Source organism: Chryseobacterium sp. SIMBA_028 (assembly GCF_046535285.1).
In the GTDB taxonomy this organism is placed as follows: Bacteria; Bacteroidota; Bacteroidia; order Flavobacteriales; family Weeksellaceae; genus Chryseobacterium.
The window spans coordinates 41,844-57,528 of record NZ_JAWRWZ010000014.1 but is presented as its reverse complement, the minus strand read 5'-3'; the positions used below and the strand labels follow the sequence as shown (position 1 = coordinate 57,528).

Annotated in this window: 15 protein-coding genes; 6 read left to right on the top strand and 9 right to left on the bottom strand. The window is 36.3% G+C overall.

What is annotated here, in order from left to right; translation table 11 throughout:
* The first annotated feature begins 47 nt into the window (after positions 1–47).
* Complete coding sequence (locus SCA31_RS18220) at positions 48–431, top strand: winged helix-turn-helix transcriptional regulator (protein ID WP_410698452.1); 384 nt, start codon at positions 48–50, stop codon at positions 429–431.
* Between the two features lie 89 nt (positions 432–520).
* Here SCA31_RS18220 and SCA31_RS18215 read toward each other — a convergent pair whose 3' ends face one another.
* Positions 521–1,258 carry a class I SAM-dependent methyltransferase gene (locus SCA31_RS18215; protein WP_410698450.1) on the bottom strand — a complete coding sequence of 246 codons (738 nt, stop codon included), beginning with the start codon at positions 1,256–1,258 and terminating at the stop codon, positions 521–523.
* A 161-nt stretch (positions 1,259–1,419) separates the two neighbouring features.
* Between SCA31_RS18215 and SCA31_RS18210 the strand changes: the two genes are divergently transcribed.
* Positions 1,420–1,836 carry a carboxymuconolactone decarboxylase family protein gene (locus SCA31_RS18210; RefSeq protein WP_410698449.1) on the top strand — a complete coding sequence of 139 codons (417 nt, stop codon included), beginning with the start codon at positions 1,420–1,422 and terminating at the stop codon, positions 1,834–1,836.
* Positions 1,837–1,868: 32 nt separating this feature from the next.
* On the opposite strand, the gene SCA31_RS18205 is transcribed toward SCA31_RS18210, so the two are convergent.
* The 7 genes from SCA31_RS18205 to queA all read right to left on the bottom strand — a co-directional run bounded on the left by SCA31_RS18205 (position 1,869) and on the right by queA (position 10,493).
* The gene (locus SCA31_RS18205; RefSeq protein WP_410698447.1) at positions 1,869–2,210 is read right to left on the bottom strand and encodes a hypothetical protein; all 342 of its coding nucleotides are present in this window, start codon (positions 2,208–2,210) and stop codon (positions 1,869–1,871) included.
* Between the two features lie 84 nt (positions 2,211–2,294).
* Positions 2,295–4,727, bottom strand: coding sequence for a transketolase C-terminal domain-containing protein (locus SCA31_RS18200; protein ID WP_410698446.1), 2,433 nt, complete (start codon positions 4,725–4,727; stop codon positions 2,295–2,297).
* 432 nt (positions 4,728–5,159) lie between these two features.
* Complete coding sequence (locus SCA31_RS18195) at positions 5,160–6,137, bottom strand: polyprenyl synthetase family protein (RefSeq protein ID WP_410698445.1); 978 nt, start codon at positions 6,135–6,137, stop codon at positions 5,160–5,162.
* Positions 6,138–6,209: 72 nt separating this feature from the next.
* The gene (locus tag SCA31_RS18190) at positions 6,210–7,088 is read right to left on the bottom strand and encodes a hypothetical protein (RefSeq protein WP_410698443.1); all 879 of its coding nucleotides are present in this window, start codon (positions 7,086–7,088) and stop codon (positions 6,210–6,212) included.
* Between the two features lie 234 nt (positions 7,089–7,322).
* The gene (locus SCA31_RS18185) at positions 7,323–8,267 is read right to left on the bottom strand and encodes a sterol desaturase family protein (protein WP_410698514.1); all 945 of its coding nucleotides are present in this window, start codon (positions 8,265–8,267) and stop codon (positions 7,323–7,325) included.
* A 77-nt stretch (positions 8,268–8,344) separates the two neighbouring features.
* Positions 8,345–9,379, bottom strand: coding sequence for a 23S rRNA (adenine(2503)-C(2))-methyltransferase RlmN (rlmN, locus tag SCA31_RS18180; protein ID WP_410698442.1), 1,035 nt, complete (start codon positions 9,377–9,379; stop codon positions 8,345–8,347).
* 64 nt (positions 9,380–9,443) lie between these two features.
* The gene (queA, locus tag SCA31_RS18175; protein ID WP_076352211.1) at positions 9,444–10,493 is read right to left on the bottom strand and encodes a tRNA preQ1(34) S-adenosylmethionine ribosyltransferase-isomerase QueA; all 1,050 of its coding nucleotides are present in this window, start codon (positions 10,491–10,493) and stop codon (positions 9,444–9,446) included.
* 244 nt (positions 10,494–10,737) lie between these two features.
* Between queA and SCA31_RS18170 the strand changes: the two genes are divergently transcribed.
* From SCA31_RS18170 to SCA31_RS18155, 4 genes are all read left to right on the top strand, one after another.
* A complete protein-coding gene (locus SCA31_RS18170; protein ID WP_410698441.1) occupies positions 10,738–11,430 on the top strand; it encodes an AIM24 family protein in 693 nt (230 codons plus the stop codon).
* A 210-nt stretch (positions 11,431–11,640) separates the two neighbouring features.
* Positions 11,641–13,038: a Gfo/Idh/MocA family oxidoreductase gene (locus SCA31_RS18165; RefSeq protein ID WP_410698440.1), complete on the top strand. Its 1,398-nt coding sequence runs from the start codon at positions 11,641–11,643 to the stop codon at positions 13,036–13,038.
* Positions 13,028–13,936 carry an NDP-sugar synthase gene (locus tag SCA31_RS18160; protein ID WP_410698438.1) on the top strand — a complete coding sequence of 303 codons (909 nt, stop codon included), beginning with the start codon at positions 13,028–13,030 and terminating at the stop codon, positions 13,934–13,936. Before SCA31_RS18165 ends, SCA31_RS18160 begins: the two co-directional genes overlap by 11 nt.
* Positions 13,927–14,961: a phosphotransferase enzyme family protein gene (locus SCA31_RS18155; RefSeq protein ID WP_410698436.1), complete on the top strand. Its 1,035-nt coding sequence runs from the start codon at positions 13,927–13,929 to the stop codon at positions 14,959–14,961. The genes SCA31_RS18160 and SCA31_RS18155 overlap by 10 nt, the downstream gene beginning before the upstream one ends.
* Before the next feature lie 154 nt (positions 14,962–15,115).
* On the opposite strand, the gene SCA31_RS18150 is transcribed toward SCA31_RS18155, so the two are convergent.
* Positions 15,116–15,607 carry a DNA-deoxyinosine glycosylase gene (locus tag SCA31_RS18150; RefSeq protein WP_410698434.1) on the bottom strand — a complete coding sequence of 164 codons (492 nt, stop codon included), beginning with the start codon at positions 15,605–15,607 and terminating at the stop codon, positions 15,116–15,118.
* Positions 15,608–15,685: the final 78 nt, after the last annotated feature.

Here is a 15,685-nt window from a genome sequence, read left to right as displayed (position 1 = left end):
ACGTATGAGATTTCGGTTTTATATGACTAAAAAAAAAATGTATTCCTATGAAAAAGAATGAATTAATGCAGTACAGCTGTCCTCTGGGCAAGGCAATGGCCGCGCTGGGAAGCAAATGGAAACCCATCATTGTTCTGGTTATTAAGGACAGAAAATTACGTTTTGGAGAGCTTGCTGTGCGCATTAACGTAATCTCCAGAAAGGTATTGACGGATCAATTAAGGGAAATGGAAAGTGACGGATTGATTATCCGTGAAGAATTTAAGGAACTTCCTCCAAGAGTTGAATATTCTCTTACCGAAAAAGGATTGGCATTGCTTCCAATCTTATATCTTTTGGAAGAATGGGAGGCAAAATATCAAGTGAAAGGATTATATGATAAGGATTGTAGTCTGGTAGAGAAAAAAACGAAAAAGGCTGTCAATGTTTGACAGCCTTTTTATTAGTTCAAATTCAAGTATTTATAAGATAATTTACATCAATTCTTAGGCTTACTTTTTAAACATAATGATATTCATTTTTAGTCTTTCCTTATAATCAGCATATTGGCAAAAGGAGTAATCTTTTTATTCTCTGTTATTTTCAATCCGGAGGGTGCGATGGCATTTTTCCATTGTTTCCAGCTTAAAAAATGAAATGCTCCGATATTAAAGAAGATAAAGTTAGTGGTATCTCTACATTGCTCTGAAACAACAATCAGTCCTCCTTTCTTCAAAACTCTTTTAGCCTCCTTAAAGAATAAAACTCTTTTCTGATGGTCTAAAACCTCATGAAGAGCGGTCACGGCAAGAATCACATCCTGAGATTCGTCTTCAAATGGTAATGTTTCTACAGCAATTTTTATTTCTTTAGGATTTGGAGGAAATGTTTTTTTAGAAACTTCAATACCGCTTTCATGTTCATGCCTGTTTCCATAAATATCACAAACCGTCAATCTCAAATTGGGATATTTCTCTTCCAATCGTCTGGATAAAGGATCGAAACTAGCATGAATAAGGACTGCGTTTTCAATTTTGTTCCAATGGATGGTCTCTTCCAAATTGTGCAGTTCATACAGATCAGAATGATCATAAAGCCAATAAGACGCAGCTAGGGATGCTAAAATATTTAAAATAATAAGACCACTCAATCCCCATAGCAACAAGCTAAAAACACCTGAATAAAGCTGAAATGACAATATCAAAAGTAGAATGGAGACGACCACTCCAAGCAGGATTTTTTTATAGTTGAACAGAATAACTAATTTGGTAATTTTCATGGTAGTCTTTGATATCTCTTGATTTCAAATTTACAAACTTATTCTGCAATAAAATTCACTTTATTTTAAAAAGCACTTTCAAAAAAGTAAGTATAGAACCTAAAAGTAAGTATCTAGTTTTGGGATAATTTATACTGCAACTTTGTGGAAATATTTACATTATGAATTACAAAGAAATTGCTAAAGAAACCATTGGTCACCTATATAAAGCCCACACAAGCATTAGAAAGTCTGGTATTGATGAAAAACTTGTTGCCTTGACAGAACTTCGGGTGTCTCAAATCAACGGGTGTGCTTATTGCTGTAGCTATCATGCAAAAGAATTGTCCAATTTTGGTTTTGAGCAGGACATTATTAACAGGCTTCCGGGTTGGAAACACACCAAAGTATTCAATGATCAACAAAAGCTTGTTTTAAGCTGGGCTGAGGCTTTAACCAACAATACTGATGATTGGCATGAGGTCAAGGAAAAGCTTATAAAACATTTTTCTGAACAGGAAATTGTAGAACTAACAGCTAGTATTACCTTAATGAATACTTTGAATAAACTGAGGATTACTTTAGCCAAAGAGGATTAACAAACAAAAGCTGTCATGTTTTGACGGCTTTATTATTTGTTAACTAGTAATTTATTAAGTTTGATGTGAACACTTTCAGGATAGGCACCATTAATATAATTTACTGAACCATCCTTTATCAAGGCTTTTGAGCCTGCTTTTGGAATGGAATCCCTATATTTAAAATAAAGAGTGTCATTATTTAATTCATAACTTCCTTTGTAAATATCTTTATCCATCAGCATCCCTTGAGAAATAAATTCAAAGCTTTTATCATCATACATTTTCAAGTAAATCCAACCTAAAGGAGCTTCTCTATCTGCTAATAAAACTTCTTTTTTATCGTCTTTACAGCTGATAATGATTAATATTAAATATAAAATTCTTAGTTTCATGGTTGATCGTTAAATAATTTTAATAAATATAAATTAAAAACCGCTTCCCAAAGAAAGCGGTTCAAAATTTATATGTAATCCTAATTAGAATATCGCAGGATATTTCTGAGGATTTGTTTCATTAAACATTGCGTAGATCTTTTCTACCATATCGTCTGTAGATGGCTTACTGAAATAATCACCATCACTTGCATAGGCAGGTCTGTGATCATTCGCAGAGATTGTCAACGGATCTGAATCCAGGTATCTGAAAGCTTTTTGCTTTTCAAGAATCTGCTGTAGGATAAATCCTGTTGTTCCTCCTTCTACATCTTCGTCAATCACTACTAATCTGTTTGTTTTCTTAACGCTTTCAGCAATTTCGTGAGATAAATCGAAAGGAATTAATGACTGGATATCGATAACTTCTGCAGAAATCCCTAGTTTTTCTAGTTCATTAGCAGCTTCAGTTACCACTCTCCATGTAGAACCGTAAGTTACCAGGGTCACATCTTTTCCTTCTTTTGTAACTTCAATTTTACCTACAGGAACAGTGAATTCACCTAGGTTATCTGGTTGTTTTTCCTTTAATCTGTAACCGTTTAGGCATTCTACAATGATTGCCGGTTCGTCAGCCTGAAGCATTGTGTTGTAGAAACCAGCTGCTTTAGTTAAACTTCTTGGAACCAATACTAAAATACCTTTTGAAAGGTTAAGAATTCCTGCCATTGGAGATCCAGAGTGCCAGATTCCTTCCAATCTGTGACCTCTTGTTCTGATAATCAACGGAGCTTTCTGCCCTCCTTTAGTTCTGTAATGTACAGTTGCCAGATCATCACTCATCCCCTGTAAACAATAAAGAACGTAGTCCAGATATTGGATTTCAGCGATTGGCTTTAATCCTCTCATTGCCATACCAATCCCTTGTCCAAGAATCGTAGCTTCACGAATTCCTGTGTCAGCGATACGCAAAGCACCATATTTTTCCTGCATTCCTTCTAATCCTTGGTTTACGTCGCCGATGTTTCCGGTATCTTCACCAAAGATTAATGTTTCAGGATATTTTTCAAAGATTTTATCAAAGTTATTTCTGATGACTACTCTTCCGTCTACATCTTCAGAATTGTCTGAGTAAACCGGCTTGATTTCCTTGATGTTTTCAGCTTTCCACTCAGATTGAGAATATAAGTGAGATGAGTAGTTGTCTTTTTCAACTTCTGCTACTTCATGGTACTTCTGCATCAATTGGTTTCTCTCTGCAGAGTTTGTTCCTCTTGTAGCCAGTAAAGCTTTTCTTGCCAAATGGAATACATCTTTCTTAGCTTTTGAAACTAATTTATTGAAATGAGTAATATAAGTTTCTACTTCGGCATTCTGTCCTTTAAGGTTTTCTACTAAAGGTAAAACTGACTGAATTAAATCCTTAATCGCGTTCTGGTAATTATCCCAAGCTGCTTTCTGTCCTGTCTTAGCTTTCTTTTTTGCTTCTTCATCAATTGCATCTAATTCTTCAACAGTAGCAATAACTTCTTCCTTTCCTTCAATTTCGATAGAATAGTTAAGAATCCATTCTCTGAATTTTACTAATCCGTCAAACTCAGCTTCCCAAGCAAGACGTGCTTCATTTTTATATCTTTCGTGTGATCCTGATGTAGAGTGTCCTTGAGGTTGAGTAACATCTATCACATGAACAACTACAGGAACGCTTTCTGTTCTTGCAAAATGTTCTGCTCTTGCATAGGCATCTAATAATGCAGGATAATCCCAAGCTTTCACCTGGATAATCTCACATCCTTGGTTTTCTCCTTCTTTTCTCTGGAAACCGCTTAGCATTTCGCTGATATCGGCTTTTGCTCTCTGGTTTTTTGTAGGAACTGAAATTCCATATCCATCATCCCAGATCGATACGATCATAGGAACCTGAAGTGCACACGCTGCGTTTAATGTTTCCCAGAAGTGACCTTCTGCTGTAGAAGCATCTCCAATGGTTCCGAAAGCAATTTCGTTACCTTCTTTTGAGAATTTTTCTGAACCGTCAAATTTTACACTTTTATAAATGGTAGATGCCTGAGCTAATCCTAATAACCTTGGCATTTGACCTGCTGTAGGCGAAATATCTGAAGAGATATTCTTCTGTGCTGTAAGATCTTTCCAGCTTCCATCTTCATTTAAACTTCTTGTTGCAAAGTGTCCGTTCATCTGTCTTCCAGCTGAAGCAGGTTCTCTTTCCACGCTTGTATCTGCATACATCTGCGCAAAGAAACTTTCTACTGTTAAGGCATCTATTGCTAATGCAAAAGTCTGGTCTCTGTAATACCCTGAACGGAAGTCCCCATTTCTGAAAACTTTCGCCATTGCCAGCTGAGGAAGCTCTTTACCATCCCCAAAAATTCCGAATTTAGCTTTTCCGGTAAGTACTTCTCTCCTTCCGAGATAAGACATTTCACGAGAAATCCTTCCTAACTTGTAATCTTCAAGTATCTGATTTTTAAAATCTTGAAAGGATATTTGCTGTGTTTCAATATAGGTTGTTTGCATAGCTAAGTAAAAAAGTTTTTAAATCTTCAAGTATTTTGCTAATATACACTTTTTAAATTAATTTTAATTTTTAATAATCTTTTTTAAAAATTTGATAATAAAAAAAATTGTGCTTTATTTTGAAAAAAATTGTAAAGATGGAAAAAAAATCGCCTCATATACTGAACGCATCGAGTAATCTTTTAGGGTTTTCACTGATTATTATTACCTCTCTGAAAATCACTAAAATCAGCCGCAGTACATATTTAGACGAATTTGCAGGCATTGCCTGTCTTCTTTTTGCATGTAGCTGCTTTTTTTCGTTCCTGGCTATCAGAACGAGAAATAAAAAGCGGGAATACACGTTTGAGACTATTGCGGATTATTTATTTTTAATCGTTTTATTTTGTATAGTCCTAGCTGTTATTATTGTAACCCTAAAAATTATTTAATTTAAAATTTTCGCTCAATTACATAATCTAGCATACTATGTAAAGACTTTCTTGCTTCAGAATCTGGGAATTCATTAAGAAGATCCTTTGCTTTCTGCTGAAAATCTTTCATAATGGCAATCGCATACTCCAGACCACCGGAATTTTTAACAAATTCTATCAGTTCCTTTACTCTTTTGGGATTGTTATTATAACGCTTGATGGTATCAAAATAGTATTTTCTATCTTTTTCGCCGGCTATTTTCAAGGTATGAATTAGAGGCAGTGTCATTTTCTGTTCCTTAATATCAATTCCTACAGGTTTTCCGATCACGTTTGAACTTAAATAATCGAAAAGGTCATCCTTAATCTGGAAAGCCATTCCTGTATAGGTTCCGAAATCCAGCATTTTTTTGGCAAGAACTTCATCTGTACTGTTGGAAAGAACTCCAATTTCACAGCACGCAGCAATTAAGGTCGCTGTTTTCTGACGAATAATTTCATAGTAAACATCTTCCGTTATGTCCAGTTTTCTGGCTTTCTCCAATTGAAGAAGTTCTCCCTCGGACATTTCACGGATCGTTCTTGAAATGACTCCAAGCAAGTCATAATCTTTATGGTCTGTTGATAATAAAACAGATTTTGATAAAAGATAATCTCCTACCAAAACGGCAATCTTATTCTTCCATAATGCATTAATAGAGAAAAAATTACGACGCTTAAAACTTTCATCTACCACATCATCATGTACTAATGTAGCGGTATGAATTAATTCTATCATGGAAGCTCCACGATAAGTCTTTTCAGTAACATCCCCTACCAGCTTAGCACAAAGAAATACAAACATAGGACGCATCTGTTTTCCTTTGGTGGTAACTATAAAACGAGTTACCTTGTCTAGCAAAGGGACTTTACTCTGCATCGATTCATAAAACTTTTGCTCGAAAAGCTTCATTTCCTCATTGATCGGTTGCTTGATTTCTTCTACGATATTTGCCACAATCTGCGAATGCTGGGTGAATAATTATTAATTCTCACAAAGATAATTTTTTTCGCTCAATTTTAAGAAAAATTAATCCCTGAGTTGTTCTTTTGGAACAAAATAAAGTGCCGGCTTTGTACTACCCAATGGAGATTTGAACTTTTCTCCGGATAGATATATTCCGGTTTGGTCTACAGCAACTCCCTCAATCTGACCAATTGATAAGGAACTTCCCAAGTAATAATGCTTTGGTCTTTCTTTAAAGAATATTCCAGGTTCTGTTTCAGTAAAAACATCTAAAAAGACTTCAGTCTTCTTGGTATATCCTACCAAATAAAGCTTTTTCTCAAAAAAGGCAGCATCGGTCACCATAAAATTCGTTTTATAGGTTTCTGCTTTTACAGCATCCTGTTTTTCATTTAATTCAGGATCTATTACATAATGCGCTGTTGCTTTTGAAGCCCATTCTTTTGTAAAGAGATGAAGTTTTCCGTTGGTGTAAACCATGGCCTCAGCATCATAATCTGTATTAAAATAAGTGGATTTATAATCAGTCTGTTCCGGATAATGAAATTTAATTTCTTTTAGCTGCCCGTTTTGTAGACTATCTCCCTGAAAAGGGACCTTATAAACGGTAAGATGTCTTCTGCTTCCGTCATTGTTTCCAAAGTCACCAATGTAAAAATGGGTACCGTCATTCGTCAAAGCTTCCCAATCAGTATTTCTTGCGTTCACTTTTAAGGTCTTTATGACTTCTCCTGAGGCTTTATTGATTTCAAACAGCTCGGGAGCATTTCCACTATCATTAAAGGTGTATAATTTTCCATTAAAGAAATTCAATCCGGAAGTTTCCTGAATTTTATTATCCAAATGGTTGATTCTATATTTTTTTATTTTCAGGAAATCTGTCTGTTGAGAAAATGCAGTTTGAAAGGCAAGAAAAGCCAATAGCAGAAATGTTCTTTTCATAGAGCAAAAATAAGATTTTATGTTTAAACACGGAGAATTCTGTTGGAAGTTTCAAGGTAAATTGTGTTTGGAGACATTAGATTTGGATCAAAGCAGATGTACAATTTTTACAATTTCACTCGATTATGTTCTGGGCTTTATTGCTTTCTATCACTCTACATTCCCTTACAACAGAAAAACGAGCTAAAAAGCCCGTCTCTCCTAATATAGATTTTTATTGAATTTACTTTTCGATTAAGCAGTCTTTTGCTTTTTCTGATTTTTTTCTTCTTCTTTTCTTGCCTGTTTTGCAAAGTATTCTTTCTGGTATTGCCTCACTGTTTTTCCGGTTCCGTCATGTCTCCATCCCGGAGAATTGAAAATATAGTTAATTCTATCCGTAAATTTTAATCCCGGCTGCTTAATATCTTTCCAGATTTTTCTCCATTCGTAAAAGAGCACTGTATCAGGTCTATTATCAGGCATTTTTGGATAGATCCCATATTTCACAGGAATATTGGGGTCTTCTTTTTGGAAAGTTCCAAATATCTTATCCCAGATAATCAAACACATCCCCATATTTTTATCCAAATACTTAATGTTGCAAGCATGATGTACACGGTGGTGAGAGGGTGTTACTAAAACATATTCTAAAAATCCCATGCTCTTCACAGTTTGCGTATGCACCCATGTTCCATATACCTGCCCTATGGCATAAGCAACCATAATATGCCAAGGACTAAATCCTAAAAATGCCAATGGAGAAAAGTAGAGATATCTGTAAAGCGGCTGTAGTACCGGACTTCTGAATCCTGTTGTAATGTTAAAGTATTCTGAGCTATGGTGGGTAATATGAACCGCCCAAAATGCTCTGGAACGGTGATCAACATAATGCAAAACATAGTAGGCAAAATCTGTAATAACAAAACAAGCCAGCAGGTACCAAATACTAAGATCCCATGAAAAAAGTTTGTGATTGTAAAAGAAAAACATCACCCCCATGGCAAACGTCTTCATGATAAGGTCAAGACCAAAGTTCATCAACGCCAGATAAACGTTTGTTGCAAGATCTTTTCCACTATATAATTTCGCCTCTGAAACGTGGCTGTAAATCATTTCAGCTAAAATAACAGCAGCAAATAATGGAACTGACCATGCATATACATGTTCTAAACCATTCTCGCTCATTAAACTCTCCATCATCACAAAAAAATTTGTACAAAGGTAGGTTTTTCGGCTATGTCCTAAGGAAAGCCTAAGGTCTTTTTAAGGAAATTTTAATCTGTGGCTTTGTTTGCTAATTGCCCGCAAGCAGCATCAATATCTCCTCCTCGGCTTCTTCTTACCATTACTGTAATTCCTGCATTTTCAAGCTGTCGGATATAATTCTCTTCTGCCTGTTTGTTGCATTGGTCATACTTTCCATCCCCAATCGGGTTGTATTGAATAAGGTTTACCTTGGAAGGAACCTGTTTGCAGTATTTTATTAAAGCCTTGATATCTTCATCCCCATCATTAATTCCTTTCCATACACAGTATTCAAAAGTAATCACTGAACCGGTTTTCTGATACCAGTACTGAAGTGATTCCATGATATCCGTTAACGGGAATTTATCTGAGAAAGGCATGATTTCATTACGCTTAACTTCGATGGCAGAGTGAAGGGACAATGCCAGTTTTACACGCAGTTCATCATCAGCAAGCATTTTAATCATTTTTGGAATTCCGGATGTAGAAACGGTAATTCTTCTTGGAGACATTCCCAAGCCCTCAGGTTGGGTAATTTTCCTAATCGCTTCCACTACATTTTTGTAGTTCATCATGGGTTCTCCCATTCCCATGAATACGATATTGGAAAGCGGTCTGTCAAAATACATTCTGCTCTGGCTGTCAATAAGGGCTACCTGGTCTACAATTTCAGCAACCTCAAGGTTTCTCATCCTTTTCAGTCTTGCTGTAGCACAGAATTCGCAGTTTAATGAGCAGCCTACCTGTGAAGATACACAAGCAGTAGTTCTTGTTTCTGTTGGGATAAGAACTGATTCTACTAGCAGTCCGTCGTGAAGCTTCACCCCATTTTTAATGGTTCCGTCAGAACTTTTTTGAAGAAGATCTACAGAAACGGGGTTAATGGTATACTCTTCAGCAATTCTTTCACGAAGAGTTTTCGAAAGATTCGTCATTTCATCAATCGAATGGAGGTTTTTACTCCATAGCCAGTCATAGACCTGTTTCGCACGAAACGGCTTTTCTCCTAAAGATACAAAGTATTCTTTAAGCTGATCTAGAGATAATATACGGATATCTTTCATTTCAGGTGTTAGGTTGCAGGCTGCAGAAATTCATTATCTGCAGCCTATTACCTACTATCTTTTTTTATAGAATTAACATTGCGTCACCGTAAGAATAGAATTTATACTTTTCTTTTACGGCTTCTTCATAAGCTTGCATGATAAAGTCTCTTCCTGCAAATGCAGCAATCATCATGATTAATGTAGACTTCGGTGTATGGAAGTTTGTGATCATTGTGTTTGCCACTCCGAAATCGTGAGGTGGATAAATAAATTTATTTGTCCAGCCATTGAAAGCAGAGATTTTTTTGTTTGAAGAAACAGAAGTTTCCAAAGCTCTCATTGTTGTAGTACCTACAGCACAAACTCTTCTGTGAGATTCTACTGCATTGTTGATGATAGCAGCATTTTTCTCATCAATGATGATTTCTTCCGATTCCATTTTGTGCTTAGAAAGATCTTCTACCTCAATTGGATTGAAAGTTCCTAATCCTACATGAAGTGTAACCTCAGCAAAATCGATTCCTTTTATCTCTAATTTCTTCATTAAGTGTCTAGAGAAGTGAAGACCTGCTGTAGGTGCAGCAACTGCTCCTTCTACTTTAGCATAGATCGTCTGGTATCTTTCTGCATCTTCCGGTTCTACTGCTCTTTTAATATATTTTGGAAGTGGAGTTTCTCCCAGTTCCTTTAATTTCGTTCTGAATTCATCATAAGAACCGTCGAATAAGAATCTTAACGTTCTTCCTCTTGAAGTTGTATTATCAATAACCTCAGCTACCAAAGATTCATCTTCAGTGAAGAATAATTTGTTACCAATTCTGATTTTTCTTGCCGGATCTACCAAAACATCCCAAACTCTGGTTTCCTTATCAAGCTCTCTTAAAAGGAAAACCTCAATTTTAGCACCTGTTTTTTCTTTATTTCCATAAAGACGTGCAGGGAAAACCTTAGTATTGTTGAAGATAAACAAATCTTTCTCATCAAAATAGTCTACTACATCCTTGAATAATTTGTGCTCAATAGTTTGTGTCTTTCTATCAAGAACCATTAATCTAGCTTCGTCTCTGTGCTCTGATGGATGTTCTGCTAATAATTCCGCAGGAAGATCAAAATTAAAATCTGATGTTTTCATTTTTTAAATTACGGTTTAAAAATTATTGTAATTACATGGTGTAATTTTCGGAGTGCAAATATACGACATTGAATACCCCTTTGTCAAGTATTATTTACAATCAAATCTAAAACACTGACTACGCGGGAGTTTTTTAGACAAAAAAAGATTATTTTAGTCCCAAATTAAAAATAGGTTGGTTGAATCTGTAAAGAAAATTTACTTTATAGATCATCTCCACACCAACAGATATAAAATTATAACTATGAGCAAATATTCAATTGAAGCATTTATTAACGAGACAAAAGAGAATCCACAGCAAAGAGATTATTTTGAACTGGAAACGAAACATCTTTTAGAAATCAACCTGAATAATCAGTCTGTATGGACCAAAAGAGGAAGCATGGTAAGCTATGTTGGAAATATTAATTTTGAAAGACAAGGCATGCTGTCTGGTGGTATCGGGAACCTCTTGAAAAAGGCAATCAGTGGAGAAGGAAGTAAGCTGATGAAAGCCGAGGGAACCGGAAAACTATATGTTGCAGACTCTGGGAAGAAAGTACGTATTCTTTACTTGAACAATGAATCTGTCTGCGTAAATGGCAATGATGTTTTAGCCCATGAGCAAAGTGTAAAAAGTGATATCACGATGCTTAAAAGCATTGCAGGAATGATGTCCGGAGGTCTTTTTCAGGTAAAACTTTCGGGAACCGGTCACATCGCCATTACCACTCACGGAGACCCTCTAACCTTGCTGGTAACTCCAGACACTCCCGTTTTTACAGATCCTAATGCCACTGTTGCGTGGTCCGGAAACCTCAGCCCAGAACTTAAAACCAACGTTTCCTTTAAAAGCCTGATCGGAAGAGGAAGTGGTGAAGAGTTTCAAATGAAGTTTTCAGGACACGGATGGGTTCTGATCCAGCCTTATGAAGAAGTTTATCTTATGGAGAAATAAGGGTAAATAGCTACAATATAAAAATGGCTGTCTTGGATTATTCTGAGACAGCTTTTTTTCTAAGAACTTAGAGAATATAAGGTCTAAAAATTACCACATCCAAAGCACAATGACTCTTCAACACCCTCTTCCTCTATAAATCTCTCCCACTCAACAGCTCCCATTCCATCGTTGTTTGCAAAAGTTTTAATATATTTAGAAAAAAAATAGATGGACAATAGCACTTCGCGCAGAAACTTTCTTAAGACAGCAGCTTTAGCAAGTTTTGGGGCATTAGTTTTACCTAATTCTTTATTTGCCTATTCAAATGATTTTAAAACAGATAAAAAGGTCCGTGTTGGCTTCATTGGAGTAGGTCTTCGCGGGCAGGAGCATGTCAAATTACTAGCAAAACGTAATGATGTAGAGATTGTAGCGTTTGCAGATCCAGAGAAAAGAATGCTTGCTGCTTCTCAAAAAATATTAAAGGACAATAATAAACCGGCTGCTCAGGAGTTTTCCAACGGGGAATATGACTATCGGAATCTTTTAAAATTAAAAACAATAGATGCTGTGGTCATTGCTACTCCATGGGAGTGGCACCTTACCCAAGGGGTGGAAGCTATGCGTGCTAAAAAGATAGTGGGTATGGAGGTTTCCGGAGCTATAAAGCTTGAGGACTGCTGGGAATTTGTAAAGGTATATGAAGAAACTAAGGTTCCTATTTTCATGATGGAAAATGTGTGCTATCGAAGAGATATCATGGCTATTCTGAATATGGTTCGTAAAGGAATGTTTGGAGAATTGGTTCATGGAAGAGGCGGTTACCAGCATGATTTGAGAGGAGTACTTTTCAATGACGGGGTAAACCCTTACAATTCCGGAGCTGAATTTGGTGAAAAAGGATTCAGTGAAGCTAAGTGGAGAACCGATCATTATGTAAAACGCAATGGTGAACTTTATCCTACTCACGGGCTGGGTCCGGTTGCCATGATGATGGATATCAACCGTGGAAACCGTTTAACAAGGCTTTCCTCGTTCTCGTCCAAGTCTGTAGGATTGCATAAATATGTTGTAGAACATGCTAAGGGTGGAGAAAATCATCCGAGTGCCAAAGTAAAATTCAATCAGGGAGACATTGTTACCACACAAATTGCCTGTGAAAATGGCGAAACCATACTTTTAACGCATGACACCAGCTTGCAGAGACCTTATGATTTAGGATTCCGTGTGCAGGGAACTGAGGGATTATGGCAGGATTTCGGTTGGGGCGATTTCAACCAGGGGAATATTTACTTCGAAAAAACAATGAATCACAGCCATCGTTGGGATAATACGGAAAAATGGATGAAAGAATATGACCATCCTATGTGGAAGAGATTTGAAAGTACGGCTGCCGGAGCAGGACATGGCGGAATGGATTTCTTTGTGATGAATACCTTTATTGAATGTATCAAGCGAAATATAGAATTCCCGATGGATGTTTATGATCTTGCCTTATGGTACTCCATTACTCCACTAAGTGAAGAGTCTATTGCCAAGGGAGGACAGGTTGTTGATATTCCTGATTTTACCAACGGAAAATGGAAAACCCGTAAACCTGTATTTGGAATGACCGATGAATTCTAAAAAAACATTACTCATATTAGCAGGTGGATTGGGAAGCCGCTACAAAGGTCTTAAGCAAGTGGATGGAATACTCGATAATGGTTCGCCCATTTTGGAGTATTCTATCTATGATGCACTGGAGGCCGGTTTCTCTAAAGTGGTTATTATTGTCAATCAATTAATTCCTAAAAGTTATATTAATCGGCTCAATGCAATATCCGAAGCAAAAGGTTTCGAGCTCCATTGGGTTTATCAGGAAATGAACAGCATTCCGATACAGGATTTTGATTACTCAGAACGCCGGAAACCCTGGGGTACAGGACACGCTGTTCTTTGTGCTAAAGAAATGGTACAAGAGCCTTTTGTAATGATTAATGCGGATGATTTTTATGGTAAAGAGGCTTATGAACTGGCTTCACAAGAAATAGATCTTCAGCATATTTCAGACTCTCAATTGGGGATGGCAGCTTATCCGGTAAGTACTACTTTGAGTGGTAACGGAACTGTGGCAAGAGGAATATGCACACGGGATGCCGAAAATTATCTGGTCAAAGTAGAGGAGCAAACTTCTATTCAAAGAATCAATAATTCTATCATTTATATTGAAAATGGAGAAAATATAAAACTGGATCCTGAGACATTGGTATCTATGAACTTTTTTATTTTCCATCCTCATATTTTCTGTTATCTGGAAGCCTATTTCTATGATTTCATCGAATCTGACCCACTGGCGAATCAGGAGTTTTATATTCCTTCTGCTGTACAAAGAATGATGAACGAAAACAGAGTAAAAGTAAAGGTAAAGACCTCTCCCTCCCGATGGATGGGAGTTACCTATGCTGATGACAAAAAGGAAATTATAGATTTTCTTACTTCAGAAATTAAAAATAACAGATACCCGGCAGATTTATGGAGCTAAATGATATTGTTTTTGAATTTATCGGTACAGATCATTATGACCTCACACCTATTACTGATGGGTTGATCAATACAACTTATCTTTTGGAAGATAAGAATCAGGGAAAAAAGTTTATCCTGCAAAAAATTAACAATCATGTTTTCAAACAGCCGGAGGTGATTGTCAATAATCATTTAATGATTAATGGAATTCTTAGATCCAATAACTATCAGCTTCAAATTATCGAACCTATCCCATCCCTTACCCATAAACTTCTGGTAGAGGATGCAAATGGCCAGCCGTGGCGTATGCTGAGCTTCATAGAAAACAGTACGACCTTTCTTACAACTCCGTCTTTACAAACTGCATTTGAAGCAGCCAAGGCCTTCAGTTACTTTCTAAGTACGATAAATACTGAAAAGCTGCCTGCTATTGAAGATGGCATTCCCAATTTCCTCAATTTTGAGAAAAGAGTTGCTGATTATAAAAACTCAGTAAAAAATGCTGATCCTCATTTGATAGAAAATGCAAAAGTGGAAATAGAACTCACCAATCATCTTCTATCCTTGCCTGATCTGTGGATTGAAATGGAGAAAAACAGTCGGATTCCCAAAAGAATTATTCATGCAGATGTAAAAATCAGTAATATTCTATTTGATCACAATCATCAACCATTGGCTGTGATTGATCTGGATACCATGATGATTTCTACTCTTTTGTATGATTTTGGAACAATGATACAATCTTATACCAATATGACAAAGGAAGATGATGGAAGTGCCAGAAAGAATTTCAATCCAGAAATGTATAAGGTTGTAAAAGAAGGGTTTTTATTTTATTTAAAGGATAAACTTACACCGAAAGAATCTGAGAATCTTGATTATGCAGCACAAGTCGCCATTTATATACAAGAACTTCGTTTTTTAACGGATTACCTGAATGGAAGTGTCTATTATTCTACAAAATATCCTGAACATAATTTAGACAGAACAAAAAATCAGCTGGAGTTATTGAAAGGATTAAGAGAATATCTAGGATGTAAATAATTTACTAAGTTACATACGATATTTAGATTCCTACGGAATGACAAAGTGTGCGAATAGAATAAAACCCCTATTTGTCATTCTGTAGAAATCTAGCTTTATCCTCTCACTCTCAAACCCTAGAACTCTCAAACCCCATACACTCCAACTCAATATTTCAACCTAGAAACTCCAGAATCCGTTTCCATTCTTCCAGTTTCTTTTCAAAAGAGACCGTATGAAGCGGGCTTGTAGAAGGCAATAAAAAAATGGGCAGTTTATAATTTTTCCCAAGCAGCTTTTGTAAATTTTTGTAAGACTTTCCACCGTTACAAAAAATAGCTTTAACATTTGGATGTTCTTCCAGCAGCTCAGCAATCTGATTGGCTTCTTCATTCTTTATTTCGGAATCCAGGCTTCCTTTTCTCTCACAGGAATCGATCACATCCCAAAGGGCAATGTGATGTTTCTTTACTATTTCAAGCCTTTTGTTATAATCTTCGGTAAATTCTTCATTCAGTAACTCTAAGATGATTTTCCAGAATTTGTTTTGCGGATGGGCATAATATTGTTGTTTTTCCAATGATTTCACTCCGGGAATGGAGCCTAAAATTAAAATTTCAGACTGATCATCAATATGCGGAGGAAATGAAGAAATACGATTTTGCATATTCAAATATATTGATTTTATTTCTCGTTGATTATGCAGATTAAACAGATTTCAAAATATATTGCTGTTTGGATTTGG

What these genes read in the sequence shown, in the direction of transcription:
- rlmN (WP_410698442.1), bottom strand. Translation starts at nt 9,379, where the DNA reads ATGAAAGATATCCGTATATTATCTCTAGATCAGCTTAAAGAATACTTT.
- SCA31_RS18170 (WP_410698441.1), top strand. Translation starts at nt 10,738, where the DNA reads ATGAGCAAATATTCAATTGAAGCATTTATTAACGAGACAAAAGAGAAT.
- SCA31_RS18210 (WP_410698449.1), top strand. Translation starts at nt 1,420, where the DNA reads ATGAATTACAAAGAAATTGCTAAAGAAACCATTGGTCACCTATATAAA.
- SCA31_RS18190 (WP_410698443.1), bottom strand. Translation starts at nt 7,088, where the DNA reads ATGAAAAGAACATTTCTGCTATTGGCTTTTCTTGCCTTTCAAACTGCA.
- queA (WP_076352211.1), bottom strand. Translation starts at nt 10,493, where the DNA reads ATGAAAACATCAGATTTTAATTTTGATCTTCCTGCGGAATTATTAGCA.
- SCA31_RS18200 (WP_410698446.1), bottom strand. Translation starts at nt 4,727, where the DNA reads ATGCAAACAACCTATATTGAAACACAGCAAATATCCTTTCAAGATTTT.
- SCA31_RS18160 (WP_410698438.1), top strand. Translation starts at nt 13,028, where the DNA reads ATGAATTCTAAAAAAACATTACTCATATTAGCAGGTGGATTGGGAAGC.
- SCA31_RS18155 (WP_410698436.1), top strand. Translation starts at nt 13,927, where the DNA reads ATGGAGCTAAATGATATTGTTTTTGAATTTATCGGTACAGATCATTAT.
- SCA31_RS18220 (WP_410698452.1), top strand. Translation starts at nt 48, where the DNA reads ATGAAAAAGAATGAATTAATGCAGTACAGCTGTCCTCTGGGCAAGGCA.
- SCA31_RS18205 (WP_410698447.1), bottom strand. Translation starts at nt 2,210, where the DNA reads ATGAAACTAAGAATTTTATATTTAATATTAATCATTATCAGCTGTAAA.
- SCA31_RS18215 (WP_410698450.1), bottom strand. Translation starts at nt 1,258, where the DNA reads ATGAAAATTACCAAATTAGTTATTCTGTTCAACTATAAAAAAATCCTG.
- SCA31_RS18185 (WP_410698514.1), bottom strand. Translation starts at nt 8,267, where the DNA reads ATGGAGAGTTTAATGAGCGAGAATGGTTTAGAACATGTATATGCATGG.
- SCA31_RS18150 (WP_410698434.1), bottom strand. Translation starts at nt 15,607, where the DNA reads ATGCAAAATCGTATTTCTTCATTTCCTCCGCATATTGATGATCAGTCT.
- SCA31_RS18165 (WP_410698440.1), top strand. Translation starts at nt 11,641, where the DNA reads ATGGACAATAGCACTTCGCGCAGAAACTTTCTTAAGACAGCAGCTTTA.